The sequence below is a fragment of the Mycobacterium sp. NPDC049093 genome, from assembly GCF_040704635.1.
GTDB lineage: Bacteria > Actinomycetota > Actinomycetes > Mycobacteriales > Mycobacteriaceae > Mycobacterium.
The window spans coordinates 47,243-65,952 of sequence record NZ_JBEZJS010000004.1; the positions used below are offsets into that span (position 1 = coordinate 47,243).

At 66.8% G+C, this 18,710-nt stretch carries 17 protein-coding genes; 11 read left to right on the forward strand and 6 right to left on the reverse strand.

Annotation, left to right across the window (positions count from 1 at the left end):
* Window positions 1–18 precede the first annotated feature (18 nt).
* From nuoE to AB0876_RS15815, 11 genes are read left to right on the forward strand one after another with little or no spacing between them, the layout of a single operon-like run.
* A complete protein-coding gene (gene nuoE, locus AB0876_RS15765; protein WP_491838332.1) occupies window positions 19–750 on the forward strand; it encodes an NADH-quinone oxidoreductase subunit NuoE in 732 nt (243 codons plus the stop codon).
* Window positions 747–2,063 (forward strand): NADH-quinone oxidoreductase subunit NuoF, encoded by a 1,317-nt coding sequence (gene nuoF, locus AB0876_RS15770; protein WP_526042377.1) that lies wholly within the window; start codon window positions 747–749, stop codon window positions 2,061–2,063. Before nuoE ends, nuoF begins: the two co-directional genes overlap by 4 nt.
* Window positions 2,064–2,095: 32 nt before the next feature.
* Complete coding sequence (locus AB0876_RS15775; protein ID WP_526042378.1) at window positions 2,096–4,483, forward strand: NADH-quinone oxidoreductase subunit G; 2,388 nt, start codon at window positions 2,096–2,098, stop codon at window positions 4,481–4,483.
* Complete coding sequence (nuoH, locus tag AB0876_RS15780) at window positions 4,480–5,703, forward strand: NADH-quinone oxidoreductase subunit NuoH (RefSeq protein WP_418020110.1); 1,224 nt, start codon at window positions 4,480–4,482, stop codon at window positions 5,701–5,703. Before AB0876_RS15775 ends, nuoH begins: the two co-directional genes overlap by 4 nt.
* Window positions 5,696–6,229, forward strand: a complete 534-nt coding sequence (gene nuoI / locus AB0876_RS15785; protein ID WP_526042379.1) for an NADH-quinone oxidoreductase subunit NuoI — start codon at window positions 5,696–5,698, stop codon at window positions 6,227–6,229. The genes nuoH and nuoI overlap by 8 nt, the downstream gene beginning before the upstream one ends.
* Before the next feature lie 14 nt (window positions 6,230–6,243).
* Window positions 6,244–6,987, forward strand: a complete 744-nt coding sequence (locus AB0876_RS15790; protein WP_418022648.1) for an NADH-quinone oxidoreductase subunit J — start codon at window positions 6,244–6,246, stop codon at window positions 6,985–6,987.
* A 4-nt stretch (window positions 6,988–6,991) separates the two neighbouring features.
* A complete protein-coding gene (nuoK, locus tag AB0876_RS15795) occupies window positions 6,992–7,291 on the forward strand; it encodes an NADH-quinone oxidoreductase subunit NuoK (RefSeq protein WP_064878910.1) in 300 nt (99 codons plus the stop codon).
* 7 nt (window positions 7,292–7,298) lie between these two features.
* On the forward strand, window positions 7,299–9,179 hold the full coding sequence (gene nuoL, locus AB0876_RS15800; RefSeq protein WP_526042380.1) for an NADH-quinone oxidoreductase subunit L: 1,881 nt from the start codon (window positions 7,299–7,301) through the stop codon (window positions 9,177–9,179).
* Window positions 9,173–10,768 carry an NADH-quinone oxidoreductase subunit M gene (locus AB0876_RS15805; RefSeq protein WP_526042381.1) on the forward strand — a complete coding sequence of 532 codons (1,596 nt, stop codon included), beginning with the start codon at window positions 9,173–9,175 and terminating at the stop codon, window positions 10,766–10,768. The genes nuoL and AB0876_RS15805 overlap by 7 nt, the downstream gene beginning before the upstream one ends.
* A 2-nt stretch (window positions 10,769–10,770) precedes the next feature.
* Window positions 10,771–12,336 (forward strand): NADH-quinone oxidoreductase subunit NuoN, encoded by a 1,566-nt coding sequence (gene nuoN, locus AB0876_RS15810; RefSeq protein ID WP_526042382.1) that lies wholly within the window; start codon window positions 10,771–10,773, stop codon window positions 12,334–12,336.
* 33 nt (window positions 12,337–12,369) lie between these two features.
* On the forward strand, window positions 12,370–13,137 hold the full coding sequence (locus AB0876_RS15815) for an enoyl-CoA hydratase (protein WP_491838326.1): 768 nt from the start codon (window positions 12,370–12,372) through the stop codon (window positions 13,135–13,137).
* Here the strand turns inward: AB0876_RS15815 and AB0876_RS15820 are convergent.
* The 6 genes from AB0876_RS15820 to AB0876_RS15845 all read right to left on the reverse strand — a co-directional run bounded on the left by AB0876_RS15820 (window position 13,134) and on the right by AB0876_RS15845 (window position 18,687).
* Window positions 13,134–14,180 carry a zinc-dependent alcohol dehydrogenase family protein gene (locus AB0876_RS15820; RefSeq protein WP_491838325.1) on the reverse strand — a complete coding sequence of 349 codons (1,047 nt, stop codon included), beginning with the start codon at window positions 14,178–14,180 and terminating at the stop codon, window positions 13,134–13,136. The two genes, AB0876_RS15815 and AB0876_RS15820, sit on opposite strands and share 4 nt — an antisense overlap.
* A gap of 31 nt (window positions 14,181–14,211) precedes the next feature.
* Window positions 14,212–14,886, reverse strand: a complete 675-nt coding sequence (locus AB0876_RS15825) for a PIG-L deacetylase family protein (RefSeq protein WP_491838324.1) — start codon at window positions 14,884–14,886, stop codon at window positions 14,212–14,214.
* A 2-nt stretch (window positions 14,887–14,888) separates the two neighbouring features.
* A complete protein-coding gene (locus tag AB0876_RS15830) occupies window positions 14,889–15,287 on the reverse strand; it encodes a YybH family protein (protein WP_491838323.1) in 399 nt (132 codons plus the stop codon).
* A gap of 41 nt (window positions 15,288–15,328) precedes the next feature.
* Complete coding sequence (locus tag AB0876_RS15835) at window positions 15,329–16,693, reverse strand: LLM class flavin-dependent oxidoreductase (protein WP_491838322.1); 1,365 nt, start codon at window positions 16,691–16,693, stop codon at window positions 15,329–15,331.
* The gene (locus tag AB0876_RS15840) at window positions 16,690–17,982 is read right to left on the reverse strand and encodes an MFS transporter (protein ID WP_526042754.1); all 1,293 of its coding nucleotides are present in this window, start codon (window positions 17,980–17,982) and stop codon (window positions 16,690–16,692) included. The genes AB0876_RS15835 and AB0876_RS15840 overlap by 4 nt, the downstream gene beginning before the upstream one ends.
* A 96-nt stretch (window positions 17,983–18,078) precedes the next feature.
* On the reverse strand, window positions 18,079–18,687 hold the full coding sequence (locus AB0876_RS15845) for a TetR/AcrR family transcriptional regulator (protein ID WP_064878888.1): 609 nt from the start codon (window positions 18,685–18,687) through the stop codon (window positions 18,079–18,081).
* Window positions 18,688–18,710: the final 23 nt, after the last annotated feature.

Consider the following 18,710-nt stretch of genomic DNA (forward strand, 5'->3'; position numbering starts at 1 on the left):
GAAGAGGAGACAGCACGGATGAGCGACGTCTTTCTTGAACTGGGGCAGCGCCCCGATGAAGCGGGCCCGCCGATCAACGGGCCCGCGGCATATCCGGATGAGGTGACGGCGCGGCTCACCGCCGACGCCGAGCAGATCATCGCCCGATATCCCGAAGCCCGCTCCGCTCTGTTGTCATTGCTGCATCTGGTGCAGGCCGAGGATGGTTGCCTGACTCCAGCTGGAATCGGTTTCTGTGCCACGCTGTTGGGCCTGACCGATGCCGAGGTGGCCGCGGTGGCCACGTTCTACTCGATGTACCGGCGCACCCCGACGGGCGACTACCTCGTCGGGGTGTGCACCAACACGCTGTGCGCGATCATGGGCGGCGACGCGATCCTCGATGCGCTGCAAGATCATCTCGGCATCCATGCCGGGGACACGACGGCCGATCGCCGGGTCACGCTCGAACACATAGAGTGCAATGCTGCGTGCGATTACGCGCCGGTGGTGATGGTCAACTGGGAGTTCTACGACAACCAGACCCCGTCGTCGGCGCGGGATCTCGTCGACGGCCTGCGCGGCGGGACCCCGCCGGCCCCGACCCGCGGTGCACCACTGTGCACCTTCCGGGAAACCGCCCGCACCCTGGCCGGTCTGACCAACCCGAACACCCCGGGAGCCGCCCCCGGCACAGCAACGCTGGCCGGCCTGCGCGAAGCCCGGAAACGCGACATGGCCACTCCCGAAGCGGGAGGTTCGATCTCGTGACTGCGCTGACCCCGGTGCTGAGCCGATACTGGGATGAACCAGAACCATGGACGCTGGACACCTACCTCCGCCATGACGGTTACCGCGGGCTGCAGCGCGCCCTGGCCATGGGGCCGGACGATGTGATTGCACTGGTCAAGGATTCCGGGCTGCGCGGGCGTGGCGGCGCGGGATTCCCGACCGGAACCAAGTGGTCGTTCATCCCGCAGGGCGATGACGGCGCCGGGGCCAAACCGCACTACCTCGTCGTCAACGCCGACGAATCGGAACCCGGTACGTGCAAAGATATTCCGCTCCTGCTGACCACGCCGCACTTCCTGATCGAGGGCATCATCATCGCGGCATACGCGATCCGGGCCCGTCACGCGTTCATCTATGTCCGCGGCGAGGTGGTGCCGGTGTTGCGCCGGTTGCAGGCCGCAGTAGCCGAGGCGTATGCGGCGGGATATCTGGGCACCGACATCCTCGGCTCCGGATTCGACCTGGAACTGACCGTGCACGCCGGCGCCGGTGCCTACATCTGCGGCGAGGAAACCGCCCTGCTGGACTCCCTGGAAGGCCGCCGCGGCCAACCACGACTACGCCCACCGTTTCCCGCGGTCGCCGGTCTCTACGCATGCCCCACCGTCGTCAACAATGTCGAGTCCATCGCCAGCGTTCCTCCGATCCTGGTCAACGGCGTGGATTGGTTCCGGTCGATGGGATCGGAGAAATCCCCTGGCTTCACGCTGTATTCGCTGTCGGGCCACGTCAACCGGCCCGGCCAGTACGAGGCGCCGCTGGGCATCACCCTGCGCGAACTGCTCGACTACGCCGGCGGCGTCCGTGATGGGCACACCCTGAAATTCTGGACTCCGGGCGGCTCGTCGACACCGCTGCTGACGACCGAACACATCGATGTGCCCCTCGATTACGAGGGCATGGCCTCGGTCGGATCCATGCTGGGCACCAAGGCGCTGCAGATCTTCGACGAGACCACCTGTGTGGTCCGGGCGGTACGACGCTGGACACAGTTCTACGCGCACGAGTCCTGCGGTAAGTGCACGCCGTGCCGCGAAGGCACCTACTGGCTGGCCCAGATCTACGCCCGGCTGGAAACCGGTGCGGGCACTCGGGCCGATATCGACAAGCTGCTCGACATCGCCGACGGCATCTTCGGAAAGTCGTTCTGCGCGTTGGGTGATGGTGCGGCAAGCCCGATCATATCCTCGATCAAGTACTTCCGTGACGAGTACGAGGCGCATCTGGACGGGGGCTGTCCGTTCGATCCGCACGCCTCGACGCTGATGGCGACCGAAGGGGCGGGTGCCTGAATGTTTCTCACCGCGAGCAGAGGAGGCCGTGCATGACGCTGGCCGAGCCGACCAAGGACACCCCGCCGGTGGAGATGGTGTCGCTCACCATCGACGGTGAACAGATCAGTGTCCCCAAGGGCACGTTGGTGATCCGCGCCGCCGAACTGATGGGCGTCCAGATCCCGCGGTTCTGCGATCACCCGCTGCTCGATCCGGTGGGGGCCTGCCGGCAGTGCCTCGTCGAGGTCGAGGGCCAGCGCAAGCCGATGGCCTCGTGTACCACTGCGGTCAGCCCGGACATGGTGGTGCACACCCAGTTCAGCTCCGAAGCGGCCGACAAGGCCCAGCGCGGTGTGATGGAACTGCTGTTGATCAACCACCCGCTGGACTGCCCGATCTGCGACAAGGGCGGCGAATGCCCCCTGCAGAACCAGGCAATGTCCAACGGCCGCCCGGAAACCCGGTTCGAGGACGTCAAGCGGACCTTTCCGAAGCCGATCAGTATCTCCGCGCAGGTGCTCCTGGATCGCGAACGGTGCGTGCTGTGCGCCCGCTGCACCCGGTTCTCCGCACAGATCGCCGGCGACCCGTTCATCGAACTGTTGGAACGCGGTGCGCTGCAACAGGTGGGCATCGCCCCGGGCGAGCCGTTCCAGTCCTACTTCTCCGGCAATACCGTGCAGATCTGCCCGGTGGGCGCACTGACCGGGACGGCCTACCGCTTCCGGGCCCGACCCTTCGACCTGGTGTCCAGCCCCAGCGTCTGCGAGCACTGCGCCTCGGGATGCGCCCAGCGCACCGATCACCGCCGCGGAAAAGTCATGCGGCGCCTGGCCGGCGACGATCCCGAGGTCAACGAGGAGTGGAACTGCGACAAGGGCCGGTGGGCCTTCACCTATGCCACGATCGGAGATCGGATCACCACGCCGTTGATCCGGGAGGACGGCGCGTTGCGCCCGGCATCGTGGTCAGAAGCGCTGACCGTGGCCGGCGCGGGCCTGCTGGCCGCCGCGTCGAGCACCGGTGTGCTGGTGGGCGGGCGGTGCACCGTACAGGACGCCTATGCCTACTCGAAGTTCGCCCGAATGGTGCTGGGCACCAATGACATCGACTTCCGCGCCCGGCCGCACTCCGGCGAGGAGGCCGATTTCCTGGCCGCCCGCATCGCCGGACAACCGATGACATTGCGTTATGCCGAACTGGAAAAGGCACCGACCGTGCTGCTGGTCGGGTTGGAGCCCGAAGAGGAATCACCGATCGTCTTCCTGCGACTGCGCAAGGCCGCCCGCAAGCACGGCCAGCAGGTGCTCTCGGTGGCACCGTTCACCAGCCGGGGGCTCACCAAGATGGCGGGCACGCTGATCCCCACGGTCCCCGGGGCCGAGGCGGATGCACTGGCCGCACTGGAGACCGATGAGCGGCTGCGAGGCCCCGGCGCGGTGATCCTGGTCGGTGAGCGACTGGCCACCTCACCCGGTGCACTGTCGGCCGCGCAGCGCCTGGCCATGGCGACCGGAGCCCGGCTGGCGTGGGTCCCCCGCCGGGCCGGAGAGCGCGGCGCCGTGGAGGCGGGTGCCCTGCCGAACCTGCTGCCCGGCGGCCGCCCCGTCACCGACGCCGACGCACGGGCCCAGACGGCCACGGTGTGGAACACCGCCGACCTGCCCGGTCACTCCGGGCGCGACACGAACGCCATCCTGGCCGCGGCGGCCGACGGAGAACTCGCCGCACTTCTGGTCGGCGGCGTCGAGGTCACCGATCTGCCCGATCCGGCCATCGCGCTGGAGGCACTGCGCGCCACCCCGTTCGTGGTGAGTCTCGAACTGCGCGAGAGCGAGGTCACCGAACTGGCCGATGTGGTGTTCCCCGTCGCGCCGGTGGTGGAGAAGGGCGGCGCATACCTCAACTGGGAAGGCCGGATTCGCCCGTTCAAGCCGGCATTGCAGACGAACGCGATTCCCGACCTGCGGGTGCTGCACTACCTCGCCGACGAGATCGGCGTCGACCTCGGGCTGACCGGCCCCGACGCCGCGGACGACGAGCTGGCCCGGCTCGGCACCTGGACCGGACCCCGCGCCGCACAGCCGTCAGCGACACCCGAGCCACGTCGGGCCCCCGGACCCGGCCAGGCGGTGCTGGCCAGCTGGCGTCTGCTGCTCGACGCCGGACGCCTGCAGGACGGTGAACCCTATCTGGCTGGCACCGCTGTCAGCCCGGTGGTGCGGCTCTCTCCCGGCACGGCCACTGAACTCGGTGTGGCAGCGGGAGATCCGGTGACCGTGAGCACCGAACGCGGATCGGTCACCTTGCCGCTGTCGGTCACCGAGATGCCCGACCAGGTGGTGTGGCTGCCCACCAATTCCCCGGGATCGGCGATCCATCGTCAACTCGGAGTGACCGCGGGTGCCCTGGTCTCGATCGGGCAGGCCGCCTCATGACCTACCCCGACCCCACCCTGTTCGGTCACGACCCGTGGTGGCTGATCCTGGCCAAGGCACTCGGGGTGTTCGTCTTCCTGCTGCTGACCGTGCTGGCGGCGATCCTCATCGAACGGAAGGTGCTGGGCCGCATGCAGATGCGGCCAGGCCCCAACCGCGTCGGCCCCTGGGGCCTGCTGCAGTCGCTGGCCGACGGCGTGAAACTCGCTCTCAAAGAGGGCCTCACTCCGGCGGGTATCGACAAGCCCATCTACCTCCTGGCCCCGATAATCTCGGTGATCCCGGCGTTCTTGGCCTTCGCGGTGATCCCGATGGGTGGCGAGGTTTCGGTGTTCGGTCACCGCACGGCGCTGCAGTTGACCGATCTGCCCGTGGCGGTGCTCTACATCCTGGCTGTCACCTCGATCGGGGTGTACGGCATCGTGTTGGCCGGCTGGGCGTCGGGGTCCACGTATCCCCTGCTGGGCGGTCTGCGTTCCAGTGCCCAGGTGATCTCCTACGAGGTCGCGATGGCCCTGTCGTTCGCCGCGGTGTTCCTCTACGCGGGCACCATGTCCACCTCGGGCATCGTGGCGGCCCAGGACCGCACCTGGTATGTGTTCCTGCTGCTGCCCTCGTTCGTGGTGTACGTGACGTCGATGGTAGGTGAAACCAACCGGGCGCCTTTCGATCTGCCCGAGGCCGAGGGCGAACTGGTCGGCGGGTTCCACACCGAGTACTCGTCGTTGAAGTTCGCCATGTTCATGCTCGCCGAGTACGTGAACATGACCACCGTGTCGGCCCTGGCCACCACGATGTTCCTCGGCGGCTGGCACGCGCCGTTCCCGTTCAACCTGATCGACGGCGCCAACAGTGGTTGGTGGCCGCTGCTGTGGTTCACCGCCAAGGTGTGGACCTTCATGTTCTTGTACTTCTGGCTTCGGGCCACCCTGCCCCGGTTGCGCTACGACCAGTTCATGGCATTGGGCTGGAAGGTGCTCATCCCGGTCTCGCTGGTCTGGATCATGGTCGTCGCCGTCACCCACAGCCTGCGTGAGCATGGTTACCACAACTGGGCCACCGGCCTGGTGACCACCGCGGTCGTGGTGGTGGCGGTCCTGGCCGCCGCACTGTGGAAAGCACTGCGGGGCAAAACTGTTCAGCCGATACCGCAGCAGAGCGCCGGTGCCTATCCGGTACCTCCGCTGCCGAATGCTGGAAAGGAGGCCATCGATGCCTAAGAAGCCCAAGTTCCTCGATGCCCTGGCCGGATTCGCGGTCACCTTCGGATCGATGTTCAAAAAGCCGATCACCGAAGGGTATCCGGAGAAGCCGGGACCGGTCGCGCCGCGCTATCACGGCCGTCATCAACTCAACCGCTACGCCGACGGCCTGGAGAAGTGCATCGGCTGCGAATTATGTGCCTGGGCCTGCCCAGCAGACGCCATCTTCGTCGAAGGCGCCGAAAACACTGCCGACGAACGCTTCTCGCCGGGCGAACGCTACGGCCGGGTGTATCAGATCAACTATCTGCGCTGCATCGGGTGCGGATTGTGCATCGAGGCCTGCCCGACCCGGGCGTTGACGATGACCAACCAATACGAGATGGCCGACGACAACCGGGCCGATCTGATCTGGGGCAAGGACAAGCTGCTGGCCCCGATGCAACCCGGGATGCAGGCGCCACCCCATGACATGGCGCCGGGCAGTACCGACGACGACTACTACCTCGGCCGGATCACCCCGCTTTCCCAGGACGCTCGGTGAACCCCGACGTCCTGATGCTCGCCGCTGAACATTCTGTGCGGACGTCGACAACGGAAGCCGTGCTGTTCTGGATCCTCGGGACGGTCGCGGTGCTCGGCGCCATCGGCGTGGTCGCCGCACCGAAAGCGGTGTACTCCGCGGTATTTCTGGCCTGCACCATGATCGCGCTGGCGGTGCTCTACATCGCCCAGGACGCTTTGTTCCTCGGCGTGGTGCAGGTGGTGGTCTACACCGGCGCGGTGATGATGCTGTTCCTGTTCGTGCTGATGCTCATCGGTGTGGACCTGGCCGAATCATTCGCCGAAACGATACGCGGCCAACGTATTGCGGCACTCGCGGCGGGCACCGGGTTCGGCATCCTGTTGATCGCCGGGATCGGCAGCGTGTCTGTCAGCGGGTTCACCGGGCTGGCCCAGGCCAACAGCGGTGGCAACGTGGAAGGATTGGCGGCCCTGATCTTCACGCGGTACCTGTGGGCATTCGAGCTGACCAGCACGCTGCTCATCACCGCCGCACTCGGCGCGATGGTGCTGGCCCACCGGGAGCGCTTCGAGCGCCGCAAAACCCAGCGTGAACTGGCTGTCGAAAGGTTCCAGGGCGGCGGCCATCCGACGCCGTTGCCCAATCCCGGTGTGTATGCACGGCATAACGCCGTCGACGTACCGGCCCGGCTGCCAGATGGCTCCGACGCGGCGTTGTCGGTCAGCGCCATCCTGCCGCAGCGCTCGATCAGTAACTCGGCCAACGGGGAGGGGTGATGCGATGAATCCGGACAACTATCTCTACCTGTCGGCGCTGCTGTTCACCATCGGCGCTTCGGGAGTGCTGTTGCGGCGCAACGCCATCGTGATGTTCATGTGCGTCGAGCTCATGCTCAACGCCGCCAATCTCGCGTTCGTGGCGTTCTCCCGCATGCACGGTCATCTCGATGGTCAGGTGGTGGCGTTCTTCACCATGGTGGTGGCCGCCTGCGAGGTGGTGATCGGCCTGGCCATCATCATGACCATCTTCCGTACCCGCCATTCGGCCTCGGTCGACGACGCCAGCCTGCTGAAGCACTAAGGGCGACATGACACTACCTGTGTGGCTTCTGATCGCACTCCCCGCCGCCGGAGCAGCGGTGCTGCTGTTGAGCGGCCGACGGTCCGACCGGTGGGGGCATCTGCTGGGTTGCGCGACCGCGCTGAGCGCCTTCGCCGTCGGAGCGGTGCAGTTCACCCAGATGCTGGGCCGCTCCGGCGAGGGCCGGGCAGTCGCGGAGTCCCTGTTCTCCTGGGTGCCGGTGGCCGGACTGCAGGTGGATTTCGGGCTGCAGCTGGACCAGTTGTCGGTGTGCTTCGTGCTGCTGATCACCGGTGTGGGCTCGCTGATCCACATCTATTCGATCGGTTACATGGCTGAGGATCCCGACCGGAGAAGGTTTTTCGCCTACCTCAACCTGTTCCTCGCGGCGATGCTGCTGCTCGTACTCGCGGACAACTACCTGGGCCTGTATGCCGGGTGGGAAGGCGTGGGCCTGGCCTCATATCTGCTCATCGGCTTCTGGTCGCACAAACCCTCGGCGGCCGCCGCAGCCAAGAAGGCATTCGTCGTCAACCGAGTCGGCGACATGGGACTGGCGATCGCGCTGATGATCATGTTCGCCGCCGTGGGGTCCATCTCGTTCGCCGGGGTTTTCAGCGCCGCACCGGCAATGGGCGAAGCCACCCTGACCGCGATCGGCCTACTCCTGTTGTTGGGTGCGTGCGGCAAATCTGCCCAGGTGCCGCTGCAGTCGTGGCTCGGCGACGCGATGGAGGGCCCGACCCCGGTGTCGGCGCTGATCCACGCTGCGACGATGGTGACCGCCGGCGTCTACCTCATCGTGCGGTCGGGCCCGATCTTCGACCTGGCGCCGGGGGCTCAGACCGGCGTAGTCATCGTCGGCGCGGTCACGCTGCTGTTCGGCGCGATCATCGGCTGCGCCAAGGACGACATCAAGAAGGCGCTGGCCGCGTCGACCATGAGCCAGATCGGCTACATGGTGCTGGCCGCCGGACTCGGGCCCGCCGGGTACGCGTTCGCGATCATGCACCTGCTCACGCACGGATTCTTCAAGGCGGGTCTGTTCCTCGGGGCGGGGTCGGTGATGCACGCGATGGACGACGAGGTCAACATGCGTCGCTACGGCGGGCTGCGCAAGGTCCTGCCGATCACGTTCGCCACGTTCGGACTCGGCTACCTGGCCATCATCGGAGTCCCGCCGCTGGCCGGCTTCTTCTCCAAAGACAGCATCATCGAGGCGGCGCTGGGCGCCGGCGGCGTCCGCGGCGTGATCCTCGGTGGCGCGGCCATCCTGGGTGCCGGGATCACCGCGTTCTACATGACCCGGGTGATGCTGATGACGTTCTTCGGTGAAAAGCGTTGGGACGACGGGGTTCACCCACACGAGGCCCCTGCCGTGATGACCTGGCCGATGATCCTGCTCGCGGTCGGCTCGGTGGTCTCCGGCGGCGCGCTGGCGATCGGCGGCACGCTGTCGCACTGGCTGGAGCCGGTGGTCGGCGCTCACGAGCCGCACCACGCGATCCCCGCGTGGGTGGTCACCGTGGTGGTGCTTGTGGTCGTCGCAGTCGGCATCGCGGTGTCCTACCGGATGTATGCACAGCGACCGGTTCCGGCCGAGGTGCCCGACGGCTCGGCGCTGACGGTGGCGGCTCGGCGCGACCTGTACGGCGACGCATTCAACGAGGCGGTGTTCATGCGAGGTGGCCAGACGTTGACCGCAGCCCTGGTGACCGTCGATGACAAGGTGGTCGACGGCACCGCGGGCGGCCTGGCCGCGCTGGTCAGCCGAACATCGGATGGGTTGCGCCAGTTGCAGACCGGCTTCGCCCGCTCCTATGCGCTCTCCATGCTGGGCGGAGCGGCCCTGGTGGTGGCGACGATCCTGGCGGTGCGACTGTGGTGAGCGCATTTCCGTGGCTGACGGCGTTGTGGGTTACCCCGACGGTGGGAGCCGCCGTGGTGATGCTGCTGCCCGCAGCGCAGCGGGCACTGGCCAAATGGCTCGCGCTGGTGGTCTCGCTGGCCGCGCTCGGTCTGGCCGCCGTGCTCGCCGTCGGCTTCGATCCCACCGGTGAGCAGTATCAGTTCGTCGAATCACACCGCTGGATCCCGTCATTCGGCACCGGCTACATCCTCGGGGTCGACGGAATCGCCCTGGCCCTGGTGGTCCTGACCGCGGTGCTGCTGCCGCTGCTCATCGTCGCCGGCTGGAATGACGCCACCCACCAGACCGGGCTGGGCGGCCGGGGCGTGCAGGCCTACCTGGCACTGACGCTGGCCGTCGAGGGCATGGTGTTCATGTCCCTGGTGGCGCTGGACATCCTGCTGTTCTACGTGTTCTTCGAAGCCATGCTGATCCCGATGTATTTCCTGATCGGTGGGTTCGGAGGAAACCGAGCTCAAGCTTCCAAAGCAGCAGTGAAGTTCCTGCTGTACAACCTGTTCGGCGGCCTGGTCATGCTGGCCGCGGTGATCGGGCTCTACGTGGTCACCGCGGGCAGCGATGCCTTCGATTCGGGCACGTTCGACTTCCGCGCGATCGTCGCCGCGGTCTCGTCCGGCGAGCTCGTGATCAACCCCGCGGTGGCGAACTTCCTGTTCCTGGGTTTCGTGTTCGCATTCGCGGTCAAGGCACCGTTGTGGCCGTTCCACCGCTGGCTGCCCGATGCCGCGGTTCAGGCCACCCCGGCCAGCGCGGTGCTGATGATGGCCATCATGGACAAGGTCGGCACGTTCGGCATGCTGCGCTACTGCCTACCGCTGTTCCCCGATGCGTCAACGTATTTCCGGCCCCTGGTCATCACTCTCGCGGTGATCGGCATCGTCTACGGCGCCGTCCTGGCGATCGGCCAGACCGATGTGATGCGGTTGATCGCCTACACCTCGATCTCGCATTTCGGTTTCATCATCCTCGGCATCTTCGTGATGACCAGTCAGGGTCAGGCCGGGTCGGCCCTCTACATGATCAACCATGGGATCTCCACGGCCGCACTGTTCCTGATCGCCGGATTCCTGGTCTCGCGCCGTGGCTCCCGGTTGATCGATTCCTACGGCGGCGTGCAGAAGGTGGCACCGGTCCTTGCCGGAACGTTCCTGGTGGCGGGCCTGGCCACGTTGTCCTTGCCGGGCCTGGCGCCGTTCATCAGTGAATTCCTGGTTCTCATCGGCACATTCACTCGCTACCCGGTGGTCGCGGTGTTCGCCGCCACCGCCCTGGTGCTGTCCGCCGTGTACATCCTGTGGATGTACCAACGGATGATGACCGGTCCGGTCCCCGAAGGGCTCTCGGGCGACGCACACCGGATTCGGGACCTGGTTCCTCGCGAGCTCGCCGTGGTGGTCCCCCTGATCGCGCTGCTGCTGGTGTTGGGCATCTATCCCAAACCCGCTCTGGACGTGATCAATCCGGCCGTCCAGCACACGTTGACCACCATCGGACAGAACGATCCGCCGCCGCAGATGTTGCCCAAGATCGCAGAGGGGGTCCGCTGATCATGGTGACGCCGAGCATCGAATACGGCCTGCTCTCCCCCATGCTGATCGTGTTCGGGGTGGGGGTGGCCGGTGTGCTGGTCGAGGCTTTCCTGTCCCGATCGGCCCGCTACCGGGTACAGGTGGTCCTTGCACTGGGCGGATTGCTCGCCGCCGTCGTGGCCGTCGTCCTGGTGGCCCGGGACCTTCACGGCACCCCCGGCCGACCCGCGGTGCTGGGCTCGGTGGTCCTCGATGCACCCGCACTGTTCCTGCAGGGCACCATCGCCGTCGTCGGCGCACTGGGGATCCTGCTGATCGCCGAACGGCAGCCCAGAACTGCCACGCAAGACGGCGTCGCCGGTCTGGACGGCTTCACGCCTCAGGCCTCCGCGGTGCCGGGAAGCGTGGCCGAGAAGATGGCCACCAAGGCCGGGGTGATGCAGACCGAGGTCTTCCCGTTGACCATGTTCGCCATCGGCGGCATGCTCCTGTTCCCGGCCGCCGATGATCTGCTGACCATGTTCATCGCGCTGGAAGTCCTTTCGCTTCCGCTGTACCTGCTGTGCGGGCTGGCCCGACACCGGCGGTTGCTGTCGCAGGAAGCGTCGATGAAATACTTTCTGCTGGGCGCCTTCTCGTCGGCCTTCTTCCTGTACGGCGCGGCCATGCTGTACGGCTACGCCGGTACCCTCGATCTGGCCGGAATCGCCACGGCCGTGGGCACCAAGGCACCCAACACTCCGTTGGCACTGATCGGTGTTGCCCTCTTGCTGGTCGGGGTGTTGTTCAAAGTCGGTGCCGTTCCGTTCCATTCGTGGATTCCCGACGTGTACCAGGGCGCCCCGACCGCGATCACCGCGTTCATGGCCGCGGGGACCAAGATCGCTGCGTTCGGCGCCATGCTGCGCATCTTCTACGTGGCGCTGCCGCAGTTGCGCGACGACTGGCGGCCCGTGCTGTGGGCGATCGCGATCCTGACCATGGTGGTCGGCACCATCACCGCCGTCACCCAGACGGACGTGAAACGCATGCTCGCCTACTCGGCGGTGGCCCACTCGGGTTTCATCCTCACCGGCGTGATCGCCGCCAACCCCGCCGGAGTGTCCTCCACGCTGTTCTACCTGTTCACCTACGGATTCAGCACACTGGGCGCGTTCGCGGTCGTCGGCCTGGTTCGCAACGCCGCCGACGAGGAGGAGACCTCGATGGCGCAGTGGGCCGGCCTGGGCCGGCGATATCCCATTGTCGGCGTGGTGTTTTCGCTGTTCCTGCTGGCGTTCGCCGGAATTCCGCTGACCAGCGGATTCGTCAGCAAGTTCGCGGTGTTCAAGGCCGCCGGTGAAGGCGGGGCCATCCCGCTGGTCATCATCGGCGTCATCGCCAGTGCCGTGGCGGCCTATTTCTACGTGCGGGTGATCGTGCTGATGTTCTTCACCGACCCGCCCGAGGAGGCACCCGAAGTCGTGGTTCCGAGTGGACTCACCACCGCCGTCATCACCGTCACCGCGGCCGTCACCTTCGCGCTCGGCGCCCTGCCGCAGCCGCTGCTGGACCTGGCCAACAATGCCGAGACCTTCCTGCGGTGAGTTCCTGCCTCGAGCAGTCGCTACATTCGACTCATGACGACGGTCCTGACCACTGACCACGGCGCCATCCGGGTCCTCACTCTGAATCGTCCCCAGTCGCGGAACGCGCTGGGACGCGAGCTCATCGAGGAGCTGTACGGCGCCCTGGACGACGCCGATACCGACCCGGCCGTACGGACGATCGTGCTCACCGGGACCGACCCGGCGTTCTGCGCCGGCGTCGACCTCAAAGAGGCCCAGACGCTCGGCATGGACTACTTCGAGAAGTTCCGGTCGCACAACTGCATCACCAAGACCGGCGAGTTGCGCACCCCGATCATCGGGGCGATCAACGGAGCGACGTTCACCGGCGGGCTGGAGATGGTTCTGGGCTGCGACTTCCTGATCGCCTCCGAGCGGGCGGTGTTCGCCGACACCCACGCCCGGGTCGGCATCCTGCCCGGCGGCGGGATGACCGCACGACTGCCTCACGTGGTGGGTGCGGCAATGGCGCGCCGGCTGTCGATGACCGGGGAGGTCATCGATGCCGCCCGCGCCGAACACCTCGGCCTGGTCACCGAGGTGGTTCCGCACGAGCGGCTGTTGGAGCGGGCACTGGAACTGGCCGGTCAGATCGCCGAGGTGCCGGGACCGACCATGGCCGGTCTCAAAGAGATCTACACCCGCGGCAGCCGGCCGATCGTCGGTCCCGCACTCGCCGCCGAGCAGGAGATCGCCGGCGCGCAGGCCCGGGATTTCGACGGTCTGGGTGACCGCTATCAGGCGGTGGCCCAACGTAACCGGGGTCAGATCGACAGCTAGCCCGTCGAGGCCGGCTCGATGATCGTCATCCCCGGCCCGGTGGGCGTGTCCATGGCGGCCATCGCCGCGCCCGCCTGCTCGAGTCCCACACGCCGGGTAACCAGCAACTCCGGTTGCAGTGCGCCGGACGCGAGGAGACCCAGCATCGCCGGGTAGTCGACGGCAGCCATGCCGTGCGACCCGAGGATCGCGAGTTCCTGGGCGATCACCCGGTCCATCGGAAGCGCGGTCTGTGCCGCATCACCCAGCAGGAGCCCGACCTGGATGTGCCGACCGCGCCGCCGCAACGAGGACACGGAGGCCGCCGCGACCGCCGGATGCCCGATCGCGTCGACCCCGATGTGTGCACCGCCGCCGGTCCGTTTCACCACGTCCGCTGCGGTGTCGGGGATCTCGGTGGCATTGATCAGCTCATCGGCTCCGAGACGGCTCGCGACGTCGAGCGCCTCGGCGCTGCGGTCCACGGCAACGACCTTGGCGCCGAACGCTTTCGCGATCATCACCGCCGACAGGCCTACCCCGCCGCACCCGTGAACCGCGACCCACTGCCCGGGCTGCACCTCACCGCGGGTGACCAGGGCTCGGTACGAGGTCGCGAATCGGCACCCCAGCGAGGCCGCCGCCACGAACGAGACCGCGTCGGGCAGACGGACAAGGTTGGCTTGCGCCCGCGGGACCGCGACCCGCTGCGCGAAGGAGCCGGGCAGAGTGAACCCCGGCTGGAGCTGGTCGGGGCATACCTGGGCATTGCCGGACACGCAGAACTCGCAGTGACCGCAACCCAGGACGAACGGCGCGGTCACCCGATCGCCCATCTGCCAGCCCGCTACCTCGGCGCCCACCGCCACGACGGTCCCGGCGAATTCGTGTCCGGGAATGATCGGCAAGGCCACCGGATCGTGTCCCCGCCAGGCGTGCCAGTCGGACCGGCACACGCCGGTGGCCGCCACCTCGACGACCACCCCGTCGTCGGGACATTCAGGGTCGGCCATGTCGACCACGACGGGCCGCCCACCCACCTCGGAATAGACCACTGCACGCACAGTTGCGATGGTAGGCCGACTCCTGCCCGGTTCAGCGATGCCGCGTCAGAATGAAGCCGACGGTGCGCCCGCCGAATCCCGGCAGGGCGGGCGTCGACATCTCGACCTGTTGTCGGGCCTGCTCGACGACGGGAGTCTGCGGGTCGAGCACCGACAGGTAAACCTCATGGGCGGCAAGAGAACTCACTGCCACATCGGTATAGTCGTCGACGACCTCGCAGTGCGACGGGTCCGGCCCGTTCTCGAAGAGCCAGGCCGGCGGGTCGGCCAGGCTGTCGTACGCCGCCGCGACGGCGTGGGCGAATTCGATGTGGTCACGCTGATTGGGTGCGCCGGGCGCCCAGCTCGGCCCGCTGTAGAGGGTGACGACGACGTCGGGGCTCACTGCCTCGATGGTCTCGGCGATCTTCGCCCGCAGTTCAGGGGTGTCGCGGATATTGCTGTCCGGAAAGTCCCAGAACGACACGTCATCAACCCCGACGATGGCCGCCGACCGCCGCTGCTCCCCCTCCCGCAACGGCCCGGCCTGTTCGGGCGGCATACCGGCGATGCCGACCTCACCACGCGAGGCCAGCGCGTACTTCACGGACTTACCCTCGTCGGTCCACTTCGCGACGGCAGCCCCGACGCCGTACTCGGGATCGTCCGGGTGCGCCACCAACACCAGCGCGGTTTGCCAATCGGCGGGAAACGGTTGCACGGCCATCGCTAACTCACCCGGGTGTTGTGGGCGGAACGGATCAGCCAGCGTTCGTCGTTCTCGACGAGGACGTAGCTGATGATGCCGCTGCGGTCCTGCGCCTTCGCGTCCGGCTGGACGTGGTCGGGCCAGTCCCAACGGGTGTGCACCAGCGCCACCCCCGGTGCGATCTCATCGATGGCCTCGACCCGCTGCGTGTAGTTGTGCTTCTGCCGGACAACGGATTCCGGAACATCGCGGTGCCCTTCGACATTGTCTTGACGCGAAGTCCACCACAATCCGCTGTGCGCGACGAAGTCGGCGTCCTCGGTGAAGTACCGGCCCCAGCCATCCATGTCGTGCGCTACCCACAGGTCGGTGGTGGCGGCGATGACGGCCCTGATGTCCTGTCGGTCCTTCAGATTCATTCCACCAGTGTCGGACCTCAACCGTGGTTCATGTCAATGCCTCAGGCCCAGTACGGCGGCCGGTGGGCGGCGCCGGGATGGTCAGGCGAGAGCAACGGTCCGGCCCCTCCCAGATGCTCACGGAGTGTCACCCGCTCACCGTGGTCGGGCACCCTGCCGCGACGACGCAGTTCGGGCACGACATGGCGGGCGAAGTCGACGAAGGTGCCCGGTGTGGTGACATAGGCCAGGTTGAACCCGTCGACGTCGGCCTCGTCGGCCCAGCGTTCGAGTTCGTCGGCGACCTCCGTCGCTGAGCCCACCACCACCGGCCCACGCCCGCCCAGACCGACCTCGTCGGCCAACTCCCCCGCCGTCCAGTTCCGGTCCGGCGTGGTAAACGATGCCAGCGCCGAACGATTGGCCTCGGTCTGCACGTATCTCAGCGGTTCGTCGGCACCGAGCTCGGCCAGATCGACCCCGGTCCAGCCGCCGAACAGCGCCAGCGCACCGTCCGCGCTGACGTACTGCCGGTAGTCGTCCAGCTTGGCCACGGCCGCCTCATGGGTCTCTGCGACGATCGGGGTCAGCATCGTGAAAACCTTGATGGACCGGGGATCTCGTCCGTGCTCAGCTGCAGCGGCGCGCAGCGCCTTGACCGGCTCGGCGACAATCTCGGGCGTCGGGCCGGAAACGAACACCGCCTCGGCATGCGCCGCGGCGAACCGGACCCCTCGCGGCGAGGCACCCGCCTGAAACAGCACAGGGGTGCGCTGCGGAGACGGTTCGCACAGGAACGGCCCTGGGACGCTGAAGTAGCGACCCTTGTGCTCGATGTCATGGACTTTCGCTGGGTCGGTGAACACGCCCCGTTCCCGGTCACGGACGACGGCGCCGGGTTCCCACGATGCCTCCCACAGCTTGTAGCAGACCTCGAGGTACTCCTCGGCGATGTCGTACCGCTCGTCGTGTGGGATCTGGGTGTCCAGTCCCAGATTGCGTGCGGCACTGTCGAGATAGGAGGTGACGATGTTCCAGGCCACCCGACCGCCCGTCAGGTGATCCAGGGTGGAGAAACGACGTGCCAAGGCGTAGGGCTGCTCATAGGTCAACGACGCCGTGACACCGAATCCCAGGGTTTCGGTGACCGCTGCCATGGCCGAAACCGCCAGCGTCGGGTCGTTGACGGGAACCTGTGCGGCATCGGCCACCGCCGCATCCCGTGAACCGCCGTAGACGTCGTAGACGCCGAGCACGTCTGCGAGAAACAGCGCGTCGAAGCCACCGGCCTCCAGCGTGCGGGCCAGCTCCGTCCAGTACCCGAGTTCGCGGTACCGGTAGCCCCGATCTTCGGGATGACGCCACAACCCCGGGGACTGGTGTCCGACACAGGCCATGTCGAAGGCGTTGAGGTAGATCCTGGTCATGATGCATCCCCGATCTCGTCCAGATGTGTTTCCCGCGCGAAATAGGCGGCGGTGAAGGTGATCGCCGTCAGCACCGCGAAATACCCCACGATCAGCCAGGGGCTGCCGCCGCCGGCGACCAGCAGGGCCGCGGCGATCAGCGGTGCGAAGCCTCCCGAGAGCACCGCACCGATCTGATAACCCAGCGAAGCACCGCTGTAGCGCAGCCGTGTGTCGAACAGTTCCCCGAACCAGGCGGCCTGTGGACCGTACATGGCGTCATGGGCGACGTTGACGCCGAACACGATCGACAACACGATCGCGATGTGCGATCCGGTTCCGGCGGCGACGAAGAACAGGATCAGGGCCAATACTCCGGCCACCGCACCGAACAGATACGGAGGACGCCTACCGACCCGGTCGGACAGCACGGCCCACGCGGGCGTGCTGATCAGGCCGACGGCAGACGCGATCAAGACGGCTGTCAACCCGACCTGACTGCCCGCTGACGACGAATCCTGCAGGTACGTCAATGAATACGTGGTCAACAGGACAAACAGGGCGATCTGCGAGAACCGCAGTGCCGTGGTGATCAACACATTGCGCGGCTGCGTGCGCAATACCTCCAGCACCGGCAGCCGCGCCACCTCGCCGCGATCCCGGACCTGGGTGAACACCTCGGCATCGGTAAGCCTCAGCCGGATCACCAGACCGACGACGACCAGAACGGCACTGAGCAGGAAGGGGATTCGCCAACCATAGGCCAGGAAGGTGTCGGGCCCGGTGATTGTCCTGGTGAGGTAGAAGACCGCCGTCGACAACAACATGCCCGCCGGCGAACCCAATTGGGTGAAGCTGCCGAACAGACCGCGTCGACCGGCCGGCGCGTGTTCCACCGAAAGTAATGCCGCACCACCCCATTCGGCACCCACCGCCAGACCCTGGAGCAACCGCAGGAATACCAGCAGCACGGGTGCGATCAGCCCGACCTGGGCGTAGGTCGGCAGGAGTCCGATCGCGAAGGTACTGAGGCCCATGCCGACGAGTGCCGCTACCAGAACCGATTTGCGGCCCAGACGATCGCCGTAGTGGCCTGATATCAGGGCGCCCAGGGGCCGGGCCCCGAACCCCGCGGCATAGGTCGCGAACGCGGCCAGTGTGCCTGCCGTCGACGAAATATTCGGGAAGAACAGCGGTTTGAAGACCAGGGCCGCAGCCGTGGCGTACAGGTAGAAGTCGTACCACTCGATCGTGGTGCCGACCGCACTGCCCAACGCGACGGTGCGCGCACTCGGCTTGGCGGTGGCCAGTGAACGTGGGTCGGTAACAGTCACGTGGCCGCAGGTTATGCGGCGTCGGGAGCGCCCGGAAGATTTGTCCTCAGTGTGACGTAAAGGCGTCGGGCGTCATGGTTTGACGGTCGCCCCGTGCACCAGGATGGCCGCCGTCTGCGCCACCCACTCGTCGTCGAGTTCACGTTCCGGCCACAGCAGCATCCGCAGCATGGTCGAGCCGCCGATGAGCTCCACCAGGCGGTCGGGGTCGACATCTGGTTGGACCTCACCCCGCACGATGCCGTCGACGATCCGGGCTCGCACGGTGACGAAGGTCCCGGCGAACCTCTGCATCACGCGGGAGTTCAGGTCGGTGTCGGCGACGACGTCCGCGACCAGTCCGGGCAAGGCCGCACGCATGACCGGGCTGGTGAACACATCGCGGGCGGCGCCGATCATCGCCCGAATGTCGGCGGCGATGTCACCGGCCGGCGCGGTCAGACCTGACGCGGTCGCGGGGAACACCGCCTCGTGGACCAACTCGGCCTTGCTCGACCACCGGCGGTACAGCGCGGTTTTCGTGGTCTGCGCGCGCTCGGCGACCGCGGCCATCGTCAGGTTCGCGTAACCGATTTCGACAAGCAGGTCCACGGTGGCCTGCAATATGGCAGCGTCGATGCGCGGGTCACGGGGACGCCCCGCTCCGGCGGTCTTGCCAACCGGTGATGGCTCTGCTTTCATAACGCTACTAACAGTATCGTAAT